The sequence below is a fragment of the Maribacter sp. genome (genome assembly GCF_039968975.1).
Taxonomy (GTDB): Bacteria; Bacteroidota; Bacteroidia; order Flavobacteriales; family Flavobacteriaceae; genus Maribacter.
On sequence record NZ_JBDVOT010000198.1, the window covers coordinates 1 to 12,460 of the forward strand.

Here is a 12,460-nt window from a genome sequence, read left to right on the forward strand (position 1 = left end):
TTTCTGATAACACTACTTTGGATCAAGAACAATGTTTGTTAGACCAAAACTTCATTAAAGATGAGAAAATCAACGTTGCAAAATATGTTGAGTCTCATGGAGATGTTTCTGTTTTAGGTTTTAAACGTGTAACCGTAGGTTAATTACAATACAACTAACTCAATAAAAAACCGTCTTACTGTAAAAAGTAGACGGTTTTTTTATTTTCAAAACTTTAGATATCCTTTAATCCTTCAACCAAGCATTTCGAAGCTTAATGGTTTCATCTGACACAGATTCTAAAGCGGCTATCTTTCTAACCATTTTAACAGGTTGCCCAACAGGTCCTTCTACAGAAATCATTTCTCCATCTCTTTCAACGGTCATACTAACTACAGTTTCAGGTGTCCAGCCAAAGCTTTCTCCAATAATTGGACGAAGTGTTTGCAAGTTGATGTCTTGACCATTAATCACCCTAAAAATATCGCCACCCTTTAACTTCAAATTATTAAAAAAAGAATTTAACTGAATATTCTTACGGATAAACACAACACTGTCGTTTTGCACATCTACATCCATATATGGAACCTGACCATCAAAAAAGTAACCGGTAGCTTCCTCTACATTTTTGGTAGCTAAACCAACTTTAGCAAAATACTTATCATAATCTATAGGCGTAGTACCAATCACATGCTCCTTAAAGAAAGTATCGACTTCCGGGTAAGTCATAGAAACAATTTCACTAAATAAAGCCTCATCTTCAAAAGGAACATCAGTACCATATTTTTTAGATAATTCTTTCATTAACCAAAGCATACCCTTCTCTCCACCACTCTTCTCTCTCAATATTATATCAAGACACATATTTATTAAAGCCCCCTTCTCATATACATTGGCATAATTAGGTTCGTAAGGCTGTTCTAGTATATTTTTACTCATAACCGTAAAAGACATACTATCATCATAAAATTTTGAATTAGTGATTTTAGTTAGCATACGCTCATAAAAATCCTCTTCAGAAATTAGACCTTGCTGAATCTGAAATAAATTAGCGAAGTATTCTGTAGTGCCCTCATACATCCACAAATGTTCTGACATCTTAGGGTCGTTAAAATCAAAATATTGAATCTCTTTAGAGTGAACAGACAGCGGAGTAACTATATGAAAAAACTCATGAGAAACCACATCAACCATGGCTTGCTCTAAACGACCAATATCCATAGTTTCAGGTAATACTACAACAGTTGAAGTATGATGCTCTAACGCTCCAAACCCATGAGCATCTGGCACCGTATTATCAGACATATACAATAAAATATTATACTCTTTTGTACTATCAACATCACCTAAAAATTTCTTTTGAGCACCCATCATAGCAACCATTCTATCTTTTAAGTCAGACGCTTTGTAGACATTATTAGGCGAAAAAAGGCTTAAGGTTACGGTAATACCATTTATCTCAAAAGATTCTGTATTTGGCTTTGCATACATTATAGGATTATCGATTACTTCAAAATACCTACTAGCTGTAAAAGCATCCCAAAGAGGATCTGGTTTTCTATCTGCCTCATGAGCAAGTGTAGTCGTAGCAACTAAATCCGCAGGCTTATTGATTAGGATTGAATAAGGCACTTCTTTGTATCCATCAAAATAACCTACAAATCCGTGAAGATTAAGCATGAAATTACTACCCTCTGCAATGTTTGTTCCCGCCGGAGAAAAAACGGCATCTTCTACTTCGTCCTCAGTGTCATAGGTGTCATTTACCCAATATTGAACTTTATCTAATTGAACAGCACCTGAAATACTCCAAGAGTTATCGTCTAGCTTAGTACTAGGTAAAACATTACCCTTATAATCAAGAGCTTCAAAATCCTCTATATACTTACCATAATTATCAGAACTATATGTTCCTGGCACAGTCTTAGGTATTCTAAAAATAACAGTTGAAACAGTAAATGCACCAGGATTAATACCAACCTGAACTTTGTCATCAACAACTTTTACCAAATCTATGGAGGTTACCACAGGACTGTTTTCAACTGACAACAACGCCTTACCTGCCCCACACGCATTTAACAGCAAAGCTGAAGCAATAATTAAAACATTTTTTTTCATAAAAAACTTCATAAGTGAATATTTAAAAATCAATGATATCAAAGATAGATAATATGATACGACAACATCTTAACGATTTAAGTTTTGCTTCAACTAATTATTGACTACACCCATCAAAAATTTTCATTATTTTTGATGGCAAATAAAAAATTAAGATGCACTATAAAAGAATTCTTCTAAAACTAAGCGGTGAAGCTTTAATGGGTGAAAAGCAATACGGAATAGACTCTAATCGTCTAAATGAATATGCGGAAGAAATTAAAGAAGTAGTTGACAAAGGTATTGAGGTTGCCATAGTTATTGGCGGAGGAAATATTTTTCGTGGCTTAGCAGGTGCAGCAACCGGTATGGACAGAGTTCAAGGTGACCACATGGGCATGTTGGCTACGGTTATAAATGGTTTAGCCCTACAAAGCGCTTTAGAGATGAACGGTATACAAACCAGACTACAAAGTGCGATCAAAATAAACGAAGTTGCCGAGCCTTTTATTAGAAGACGTGCCATGAGGCATTTGGAAAAAGGAAGAGTTGTTATATTTGGTGGTGGAACAGGTAACCCATATTTCACAACAGATTCTGCAGCCGTATTAAGGGCTATTGAAATAGAAGCTGATGTTATACTTAAGGGAACCCGTGTAGATGGCATTTATACTGCTGACCCAGAAAAAGACAAAAGTGCTACAAAATTTGACAATATCTCTTTTTCAGAGGTATTAACAAAAGGACTGAAGGTTATGGATACTACAGCCTTTACCCTTAGTCAAGAAAATGAACTACCAATCGTAGTTTTTGATATGAACAAAAAAGGAAACTTATTGAAAATTGTTGATGGCCAAACTATTGGTACAACGGTCAACCTATAATTTTCGGTATAGTTTATGTTATTGCGATAGTAATATACTTATTATATGAACGAAGAAGTACAATTTGTTTTAGACGCTACAAAAGAAGGCATGAATGCCGCTATAGCTCACTTAGAACGTGAATTTTTGAAAATTAGAGCTGGAAAAGCCAGTCCAACTATGTTATCATCGGTAATGGTTGATTATTACGGATCACAGACTCCGTTATCCCAGGTTGCCAATGTAAACACCCCAGACGGTAGAACTATTTCTGTTCAGCCATGGGAAAAAAACATGCTTCAAGAAATTGAAAAAGCAATCATGAACGCCAACCTAGGTTTTAACCCTATGAACAATGGCGACATGATTATCATAAACGTTCCGCCATTAACCGAAGAGCGAAGAATACAACTTACTAAGCAAGCTAAAGCAGAAGCTGAACATGCAAAAGTAGGAGTACGTAGTGCAAGGCAAGATGCAAACAAAGAAATTAAAGATTTAGATATTTCTGAAGATTTTCAAAAAAATGCCTCTGCAGATGTTCAAGATTTAACTGACGCCTTCACAAAGAAAATTGAAGACTTCCTAGCCAAGAAAGAAGCTGAAATCATGAAAGTCTAATCAAGATATTTATAATTATCAATTTAAAGCTACCTAAATTAGGTAGCTTTATTTTTTTGTAAAAAATTTAAACTTTTCAATTTAGGAACAGATGTAGCTAATAGTTACCTTTGCCACCTGCAAAAACAGTTATGGTAGCTAAACTTACGAAAGGATTTTGGCCTAAAACGGCAAACATAATTCTACGAAACAGAATCCTGATTTTACTCTTGATTGCCGGTTTTACCGTTTTTATGGGTTGGCAATGGCAATATATGCGATTCTCTAGCTCGCAAACAAACTTACTGCCAGATGATCACCCGGTAAATATTCAATATCAAGATTTTCTAAGCAAATTTGGAGAAGAAGGTAATGCCGTTGTCTTCGCTATACGCGATAGCGCCTTGTTTACACCTACCAATTTTAACAGATGGAACAAGCTAAGCAAACAACTAGCCGCTTTCCCAGAGGTAGAATTTGTTGTTTCTACAGACAATTTAAAAGAGCTAGTAAAAGATAAGGAGAAGCAAGAATTTGTAATGCTCCCATTAATAAATGGCGAACTAAAATCTAAAAAAGAAATAGATAGTATTACCAATCATCTGTTTAATGATATTCCTTTTTACGACAACCTACTCTACAATAAAGAAAGTAAAACAATAAGAACTATTGTTAATCTAGACAAGGATATTGTAAATACCTCGGTTAGAAAAGATTTCATTTTACAAGACATAAACACTTTGGTCAAAAAATTTGAAGAGGAGACCAATTTGGACGTTCACATTTCAGGTATGCCCTATGTGAGAACTATGAATTCTCAAAATATCATTGACGAAATAGGTAAATTTATATTAGCCGCACTTGGGGTTACCTCTTTAATTTTCTTCTTTTTCTTTAGAAGTATTCGAGCTACGATAATTTCAATGTGTGTAGTAATCATAGGTGTTATGTGGGCCTTTGGTTTACTAGGCTTGTTGCAATATGAAATCACAGTTCTTACCGCACTTATACCTCCCTTAATTATTGTAATAGGTATACCTAACTGTATATTCTTGATCAATAAATATCAGCAAGAGGTAAAGAAACACGGTAATCAAGCTTTATCATTACAACGAGTTATTTCTAAAATTGGAAATGCGACTTTAATGACAAATATTACAACCGCATCTGGTTTTGCCACTTTCATAGTAACAGACAGTACGTTATTAAAAGAATTCGGTATAGTAGCTTCAATTAATATCTTAGGCATATTTGTACTATCGCTACTGATAATACCTATTATTTATAGCTTTATGCCGTTACCAAAAACAAAGCACCTAAAACATTTAAATAAAAAATGGATCGATGCTTTTGTACAATGGATGGAACGCATTGTAAGACATAGAAGAATAACGGTATATATTGTTTCTATCTCTTTACTGGTAATTAGTATTATTGGAATTTATCAAATAAGAATATCAGGAAGTCCTATTGAAGACATGCCTAAGAATGCCGAATTCTTTCATGACATTCGCTTTTTCGAAAAAGAGTTCAAAGGTATTATGCCTGTAGAAATAGTTGTGGACACCAAAACGCCTAAAGGCGTTTTAAAACCTGTAACCCTTAAGCGAATGAACCAGCTTGGTGAAGTCATTGAAGAAATTCCAGAACTTTCTACACCTGTTTCTGTCGTAAATTTGGTAAAATATTCCAAACAGGCTTTTTATAACGGAATTCCCAAATACTATCAATTACCCACCAGTCAAGAAAACACGTTCATTATGGATGTTGCCCGTAAATCTGGTGATAACGGTGATTTATTAAAAGCATTTGTGGACAGTACAGGACAAACCGCCAGAATGACAACGTTCATGCGAGACGTCAATACTAGCCGCATGGAAGAAATAGAAGGGCGGTTATTGGAGAATATTGCTAAGATATTTCCAGCTGAGCGATACAATGTATACATGACAGGTAGCGCATTGTTATTCTTAAAAGGGACCAAGTATTTGGTGAAAAACCTTATCATGTCACTTGCTTTGGCAATAGGGCTCATTGCATTGTTTATGGCCTACCTATTCAGATCATTTAGAATGATTGTAATTTCCTTAATTCCGAACTTATTGCCATTGGTTATCACCGCAGGTATAATGGGCTTTGTTGGTGTACCAATAAAACCATCTACTATTTTGGTTTTTAGTATTGCCTTTGGTATTTCGGTAGATGACACCATACACTTTCTCGCAAAATATAGACAAGAACTCACAGCTAATAATTGGCGTATAGAAAAATCAGTTTATAATGCATTAAGGGAAACTGGCGTAAGTATGTTCTATACCTCTATTGTATTATTTTTCGGTTTCTCCGTTTTTGTAATATCTAATTTTGGTGGTACCGTGGCACTAGGCTCATTAGTTTCAGCAACATTGTTATTGGCTATGCTTGCCAACTTAATTTTGTTGCCATCTTTACTTTTGTCATTAGAAAAGAGTATCGCTAACAAACAAACACTTAAAAAACCACAAATAGATATTTTACCACAAGATGAAAATAATAATCCATAAAATTATTTCATCACAAGTTATATCGCTATTTAAGACCTCTAATTTTTAACAAAATCCTATCTTTGGGATTATAATTTTCAATCTAATATCATGCGTTTAGCAACAATAAAAGAATTACTAGCAAGTAAGAACTTACTACAAGAAGTAACTATTAAAGGTTGGGTAAGAACCTTTAGAAGTAATAGATTTATAGCATTGAACGATGGCTCAACATTGGGCACCATTCAATGTGTTGTTGATTTTGAAAATTTTGATGAAGAATTATTAAAAAAAGTAAACACAGGTGCTGCACTAAAAGTAACAGGTACTCTTGTTGAAAGTCAAGGTCGTGGTCAATCTGTAGAAATTCAGGTAACCGATCTGGAAGTTTTAGGTGTAGCCGACCCAGAAGAATATCCTATTCAACCTAAAAAACACTCTTTAGAATTTCTTAGAGAAAAAGCACATTTAAGAATACGTACTAACACTTTTGCAGCAATAATGCGTGTTAGATCTACCTTATCTTTTGCTATACACAACTATTTTAGAGAAAACGGCTTTAATTATTTTCATGCCCCAATCATTACTGGATCAGATGCAGAAGGTGCTGGAGAAATGTTCAGAGTAACCACGTTAGATGAAAAAAATCCTCCATTAACGGAAGATGGTGATATTAATTACAAGGAAGACTTTTTCGGAAAAGAAACCAATTTAACCGTATCTGGACAACTGGAAGCTGAGGCTTACGCCATGGCTTTAGGAAAAGTATATACATTTGGACCAACATTTAGAGCTGAAAACTCTAATACATCTAGACACCTAGCTGAATTTTGGATGATAGAACCAGAAATGGCTTTCTTTGATTTAGATGCTAATATGGATTTAGCCGAAGACTTCATAAAGAATGTCATATCCTATACTCTAGAGCATTGTCAAGAAGATTTAGAGTTTCTAGAAAAGAGATTGTTAGACGAAGAGAAAAGCAAACCGCAAGCTCAACGTAGCGAAATGCCTTTAATTGAAAAATTAAAATTCGTAGCAGATAACAACTTCAAAAGAGTAAGTTACACTGAAGCTATAGATATTCTTAAAAATTGCAAGCCAAATAAAAAGAAAAAATTCTCATATATAATTGAAGAATGGGGTGCCGATCTACAAAGCGAACATGAGCGTTATTTAGTAGAAAAACACTTCAAATGCCCGGTAATATTGTTTGATTATCCTGCAAAAATCAAAGCTTTTTATATGAGATTAAACGAAGACGGCAAGACTGTTAGAGCTATGGATATTCTTTTCCCTGGCATTGGCGAAATTGTTGGTGGTTCTCAAAGAGAAGAGCGTTTAGATGTACTAAAAGAGAAAGTAAAAGAATTGGGCATCGACGAAAAAGAACTATGGTGGTATTTAGATTTGAGAAAATTTGGCACCGCAGAACATAGTGGATTTGGTCTTGGTTTTGAACGTTTGGTTCTTTTTGCAACAGGTATGGGCAATATTAGAGATGTAATACCGTTTCCTAGAACACCGCAGAATGCAGAATTCTAAACGGATTTAATTACTTTTACAAGTACTAGAATAAAGTAATGCTAAAACAACATTTATCTTTTAAACTTTCTCAAAAGTTATCTCCCCAGCAAATTCAATTGATGAAGCTGATTCAATTGCCTACGCAGGCATTTGAACAACGCCTAAAACAGGAATTAGAGGAGAATCCGGCTTTAGAGACCGGTAAAGAAGATGTTGAAAGTACTACAGATGACTATGATGACCTTTACGATGATGCATCGGATAATGAAACCATCAATACGGAAGATATCAATATTGATGATTATCTAAGTGATGATGAAATTCCTGATTATCGTACGAAGGCAAATAACTATAGTTCTAACGATGAGGAAAAAAGTGTTCCTTATGCTGCAGGTATTTCATTCAATCAGCATTTATTAAATCAGCTTAATACCGTTTATCTTTCTGATGATGAATGGAACATTGCAGAATTCTTAGTAGGCAGTGTTGATGAAAGCGGATACATACGTAGACCGATTGCCGATATTATGGACGATTTGGCTTTTACGCAAAATGTATACACAGACGAAGAAACCATCAATAAAATACTGGACATAGTTCAAGAGTTAGACCCACCAGGAGTTGGCGCTAGATCTTTAGAAGAGTGTTTGATCATACAACTAGAGCGTAAAGAAATAACACCTAGTATTGAACTTGCAACCGATATCCTTAGAAAGTCTTTTGAGCACTTTACCAAAAAGCATTATCAAAAACTAATTCAAAAACATAATATTACCGAGGCCGAACTAAAAGAAGCTATAGGAGAAATTGAAAAATTGAACCCTAAGCCAGGTGGTTCTTATTCGGGGAATAACAGAATTGTTGAGCACGTTGTACCTGACTTCGCCATTAGAATTACAGAAGGCGAACTAGAATTGACACTTAACGGCAGAAATGCACCAGAATTACATGTATCTAGAGAGTACAGCAACATGCTTAAAGGCTACAAAGAAGCCAAAGAGAAGTGCAAGTCTCAGAAAGACACCGTAATGTTCATAAAGCAGAAATTAGACGCTGCTAAATGGTTTATAGACGCTATTAGACAACGTCAACAGACATTGTTCATTACAATGAACTCTATTATGCAATACCAAAAAGAGTATTTCTTAACCGGAGATGAGCGTAATCTAAGGCCAATGATCCTAAAAGATATTGCTGATGAAATTGGAATGGATGTTTCTACAGTTTCCAGAGTAGCTAACAGCAAATACGTAGATACGCCTTATGGCACTAAACTCATTAAAGAGTACTTTTCCGAGTCTATGAAAAACGAGCAAGGTGAAGATGTTTCTACAAGAGAGATTAAAAAAATCCTAGAAACAGTTATCCAAAACGAGACGAAGAAAAAACCATTAACAGATGACAAGCTAGCTGCCATTTTAAAGGAGAAGGGTTACCCTATAGCAAGGAGAACAGTAGCCAAATACAGAGAGCAACTTAGTATTCCTGTTGCACGTATGAGAAAAGAAATCTAATGAAGGTTTTCTCAAATTTAATCTCATACATTCTTCATCCATTATTTATACCTATTGGCGGTACTGTTGCTTATTTTTTAATAACACCCAAATACACACCGCTTGAAATTCAGAGTGCTAGTATTCTACCCATTTTTATATTGACGGTGGTTATTCCAATAATAACCTTTTTGATATTGAAGAATTTAGGGTTGGTTCAATCAGTATCACTCCATACTATACAAGAAAGAAAATATCCTCTTTACATTCATGCTTCAATTCTTCTTTTAATCCTCTACAAGGTCATTCCAAACAATTATGTAAGTGAACTATACTTTTATTTTACAGGACTATTAGGAGCAACTATAACCTGTATTTTATTGTTGTTATTTAATTTCAAAACTAGCTTACATACTGTTGGCGTAAGTGGACTTTTAATGTATTTGATTAACTTAAGTATTCACTTTGAAATCAACCTGATCATTGCCATCAGTTTGTTTATTTTATTTACAGGAAGTATCATCACTGCCAGACTATACCTAAGAGCACATACTACTATTGAAGTAATAATAGGCCTATTTATAGGACTGTTGTCTCAATTATTAACGGTAAGGTTTTGGTTATAAAATATAAAAAATAAGTCCGATTCTTAGAGGTCTATATTGCAAAACTTCCCCATTTACAGAAGCATTCCCATCAAACAAATCGGTTAAAGAATAATAGGCATTCACGTTAAAGGTATTATACCCAAAACTTAAAGTAAGTCCATATTGAAATTTAGTCAGGTCCGTATTTTTAAACCCTTCACTAATATCATCTAGATCATACTTTGATCTGGCTCCTAACACATAAGCCGCTTTTATACCTCCATAAATACGCCAGAACTTATATTCCTCCTCTGTAGAATTTCGCCATCTAAACTCCAACGGAAACTCTATTAAATGAGTTTCTAATTTACTTCTTGTAATATCATCATTAATACTGTAAGATATCACTTCATCAGATATATCAGCCACCAAGTTTGAGTAATAGCTATTCAATGCTAAGCCTGTCCCTATGCCTATAGCTTTAGTTCCTGCTCTATTTAATGGAATATCTTTAATTAAACCGGCTTGTAGACCATAAGATAAGTTACGTTGATTAGAACCCTCCGGATTATTTAAAATAAAATTGTAGGATAAGCCTATGTAAAATTGATCTTCAAAATACCGTGAATCCTTAATACTGTCAGTTACTACCTGTGCATTAGAATAAACTGAGACTAAAAAAAATAATAGAACAAAACGCATGAAGTAAAGTTAATGAAATAAAAAACGCTTCAAATAAATTTGAAGCGTTTTGAAAATGTAATATTCTACTTAACTAACTATTGTAGATTATTGAAAGCATCACCTTCATAGGTAGTATAATTTACCTTTAAAGCGTTAACCTTTCTTAACTCTTGTTTAATATCGGATATCAATCCCATATTAGCGTTCTTATCAACCTTAAGTGCGGTGGTCAATACATTTTGTATTTCTTGAGGCTTTTTAGCTCTTTCCATTAAAATATAATCACCAACTTCTGAAGGACTTGCGAATTTATCGTTCAATTGAATTTTTGGTTCAGTACCAAAAGTTTTCTCATATTCTCTAGTTGGCTTACCAACATATATATAGATTACACGATCTTTCTTCTCCAATTTCTTTACTTCACTAGCGTTCGGAAGTACGTTTTCAACTTTCAAGGAACTATCCTTCATAACGGTCACCGTCATAAAGAAAAACAAAAGCATAAATACAATGTCAGGAAGGGAAGCTGTTGATACCGCTGGTACCTCTCCATCTTTTTTCTTTGCAAATTTTGACATAGTGTTACTTTTAATTTATTAATTATTCACTTGAAGTTTCAGCTTCAGATAATTTCTGCGGAAACAAACCTTGTATTCTTTGAACCTTCTCTTTCAATTCTTCTTTAACAGAATCTTCAGTTTCAGGATTTAAATACTCAGCTTCCATCTCTACATATTCTTTACCGAATAAACGTTTAGCTTCTCTATTTCTAAGATCGTTGTATGCACCTACCAATTCATTCTGAACTGTTATGTATGTACTATACTTTGTTTCACGATCATTCTTCAAAGAGATAATTGCTTTTGCCGGGTTATCCGAAGATTCAGCATTACGTTTCCCCTTACAGTAGCTACAATAATCAGGACTTCCTGATGGTGCTCCACCGTTATCTAAAAACGCCATTGCTCTTTCACGCAATTTATCTATCGAAAGAATCTCATCTTCCACCAACAATTGACCATTTCGGTTAATATTAACCGTAAAAATGTTCTTTTGCTTAATAATTGGTGGTGCTTCCGTAGGTGGCTCCATTGGTGGTAACATACGATCCAATCCTGCATCTGTTTCAATAGTTGTAGTAACCAAGAAAAAGATAAGTAAAAGGAAAGCTATATCCGCCATTGAACCCGCACTAACTTCTGGTGCTCCTGCTCTTCTAGCCATAGTTTTCTTATTTTATTTATTTACTAAACATGTTTTTAACAGCTGGTATAATCAGAGATAATACAGCGATTATAGTAAGAATAAAAAATACATTCAATCCCATTCCTATATTCTTTATAGTACCTTCATCTGACATAGCAGCGAATTCAGGATCAACATCCGTTCCGCTAGCTAATACATAAGAAACTCCAACTACTAATAAAAAACCACCTACTACGAACAAAGTCTTTTTAAGACCCTGTGGGTTTGAAAACAAGTTTTTTAAAGTAAACACTAAACTTACTACAACAGCTATCCCTAACAAAAGGTACGTAATAATAAACATTGTGTTCAAAGCTCCACTTGAAGCAGCCTCAGCTGCCGGCATATCTGAACTTGGTAATAAATACCATAGTATAGCACTTAATACACCTATAGCAATTAATGCTATTTTAATAATTTTTTGCATAATTTTTAGGTATTAAAAGTGATACTTATTTTTTGTGATCTACCAACATATCGATTAAAGTAATCGAAGAGTCTTCCATATCATTAACGATGCTATCAATTTTAGCGATAATGTAGTTATAGAAAATTTGAAGGATAATAGCCGTAATAAGACCAAATACAGTTGTTAATAATGCAACCTGAATATCACCTGCAATAAGAGATGCACTTAAGTTACCTACAGCTGCAATTTTTTGGAAGGCTGCAATCATACCAATTACCGTACCCATGAAACCAAGCATTGGTGCAATAGCGATAAATAAAGACAACCAAGAAACGTTTTTCTCTAATTGACCCATTTGAACACCACCATAAGCTACAACAGCTTTCTCAGCAGACTCTATACTCTCACCAGCTCTATCCAAACCTTGGTAGTATATAGAAGCAACAGGTCCTTT

At 34.5% G+C, this 12,460-nt stretch carries 12 protein-coding genes and 1 pseudogene; 7 read left to right on the plus strand and 6 right to left on the minus strand.

From position 1 onward, the window contains the following. Positions 1-143 (plus strand): annotated as a pseudogene (locus tag ABJI11_RS13580) (elongation factor Ts); the annotation flags it as partial. A gap of 82 nt (positions 144-225) precedes the next feature. Here ABJI11_RS13580 and ABJI11_RS13585 read toward each other — a convergent pair. Next, complete coding sequence (locus ABJI11_RS13585; protein ID WP_348353242.1) at positions 226-2,109, minus strand: peptidase M61; 1,884 nt, start codon at positions 2,107-2,109, stop codon at positions 226-228. A 143-nt stretch (positions 2,110-2,252) separates the two neighbouring features. Here ABJI11_RS13585 and pyrH point away from each other — a divergent pair, with 143 nt between their 5' ends. The 6 genes from pyrH (at position 2,253) to ABJI11_RS13615 (ending at position 9,707) form a co-directional block, all read left to right on the plus strand. Next, on the plus strand, positions 2,253-2,960 hold the full coding sequence (gene pyrH / locus ABJI11_RS13590; protein ID WP_276491939.1) for a UMP kinase: 708 nt from the start codon (positions 2,253-2,255) through the stop codon (positions 2,958-2,960). Between the two features lie 45 nt (positions 2,961-3,005). Next, a complete protein-coding gene (gene frr / locus ABJI11_RS13595; RefSeq protein WP_276491938.1) occupies positions 3,006-3,560 on the plus strand; it encodes a ribosome recycling factor in 555 nt (184 codons plus the stop codon). Positions 3,561-3,691: 131 nt separating this feature from the next. Next, positions 3,692-6,082 (plus strand): efflux RND transporter permease subunit, encoded by a 2,391-nt coding sequence (locus ABJI11_RS13600; protein WP_348353245.1) that lies wholly within the window; start codon positions 3,692-3,694, stop codon positions 6,080-6,082. A gap of 90 nt (positions 6,083-6,172) precedes the next feature. Continuing rightward, complete coding sequence (gene asnS, locus ABJI11_RS13605) at positions 6,173-7,606, plus strand: asparagine--tRNA ligase (RefSeq protein WP_348353248.1); 1,434 nt, start codon at positions 6,173-6,175, stop codon at positions 7,604-7,606. A gap of 38 nt (positions 7,607-7,644) precedes the next feature. Continuing rightward, on the plus strand, positions 7,645-9,102 hold the full coding sequence (gene rpoN, locus ABJI11_RS13610; protein ID WP_348353250.1) for an RNA polymerase factor sigma-54: 1,458 nt from the start codon (positions 7,645-7,647) through the stop codon (positions 9,100-9,102). Further along, positions 9,102-9,707, plus strand: coding sequence for a hypothetical protein (locus tag ABJI11_RS13615; protein WP_348353252.1), 606 nt, complete (start codon positions 9,102-9,104; stop codon positions 9,705-9,707). Before rpoN ends, ABJI11_RS13615 begins: the two co-directional genes overlap by 1 nt. On the opposite strand, the gene ABJI11_RS13620 is transcribed toward ABJI11_RS13615, so the two are convergent. The 5 genes from ABJI11_RS13620 to ABJI11_RS13640 all read right to left on the minus strand — a co-directional run. Next, positions 9,702-10,370, minus strand: coding sequence for a porin family protein (locus tag ABJI11_RS13620; protein ID WP_348353255.1), 669 nt, complete (start codon positions 10,368-10,370; stop codon positions 9,702-9,704). The two genes, ABJI11_RS13615 and ABJI11_RS13620, sit on opposite strands and share 6 nt — an antisense overlap. A 77-nt stretch (positions 10,371-10,447) precedes the next feature. Next, positions 10,448-10,930: a biopolymer transporter ExbD gene (locus ABJI11_RS13625; protein ID WP_076547258.1), complete on the minus strand. Its 483-nt coding sequence runs from the start codon at positions 10,928-10,930 to the stop codon at positions 10,448-10,450. Positions 10,931-10,952: 22 nt separating this feature from the next. Then, positions 10,953-11,576, minus strand: coding sequence for a biopolymer transporter ExbD (locus ABJI11_RS13630; protein WP_348353258.1), 624 nt, complete (start codon positions 11,574-11,576; stop codon positions 10,953-10,955). 16 nt (positions 11,577-11,592) lie between these two features. After that, entirely contained in the window at positions 11,593-12,024 is a 432-nt protein-coding gene (locus ABJI11_RS13635; RefSeq protein ID WP_348353261.1) for a hypothetical protein, read from the minus strand. Between the two features lie 25 nt (positions 12,025-12,049). After that, positions 12,050-12,460: MotA/TolQ/ExbB proton channel family protein (locus ABJI11_RS13640; RefSeq protein WP_348353264.1), on the minus strand; the 411-nt coding region annotated here is incomplete at its 5' end.

Excerpts from the sequence above, each read along its gene's own strand:
- ABJI11_RS13615 (WP_348353252.1), top strand. The coding sequence starts at position 9,102 with ATGAAGGTTTTCTCAAATTTAATCTCATACATTCTTCATCCATTATTT.
- ABJI11_RS13585 (WP_348353242.1), bottom strand. The coding sequence starts at position 2,109 with ATGAAGTTTTTTATGAAAAAAAATGTTTTAATTATTGCTTCAGCTTTG.
- ABJI11_RS13625 (WP_076547258.1), bottom strand. The coding sequence starts at position 10,930 with ATGTCAAAATTTGCAAAGAAAAAAGATGGAGAGGTACCAGCGGTATCA.
- ABJI11_RS13635 (WP_348353261.1), bottom strand. The coding sequence starts at position 12,024 with ATGCAAAAAATTATTAAAATAGCATTAATTGCTATAGGTGTATTAAGT.
- ABJI11_RS13620 (WP_348353255.1), bottom strand. The coding sequence starts at position 10,370 with ATGCGTTTTGTTCTATTATTTTTTTTAGTCTCAGTTTATTCTAATGCA.
- ABJI11_RS13630 (WP_348353258.1), bottom strand. The coding sequence starts at position 11,576 with ATGGCTAGAAGAGCAGGAGCACCAGAAGTTAGTGCGGGTTCAATGGCG.
- frr (WP_276491938.1), top strand. The coding sequence starts at position 3,006 with ATGAACGAAGAAGTACAATTTGTTTTAGACGCTACAAAAGAAGGCATG.
- rpoN (WP_348353250.1), top strand. The coding sequence starts at position 7,645 with ATGCTAAAACAACATTTATCTTTTAAACTTTCTCAAAAGTTATCTCCC.
- asnS (WP_348353248.1), top strand. The coding sequence starts at position 6,173 with ATGCGTTTAGCAACAATAAAAGAATTACTAGCAAGTAAGAACTTACTA.
- ABJI11_RS13600 (WP_348353245.1), top strand. The coding sequence starts at position 3,692 with ATGGTAGCTAAACTTACGAAAGGATTTTGGCCTAAAACGGCAAACATA.
- pyrH (WP_276491939.1), top strand. The coding sequence starts at position 2,253 with ATGCACTATAAAAGAATTCTTCTAAAACTAAGCGGTGAAGCTTTAATG.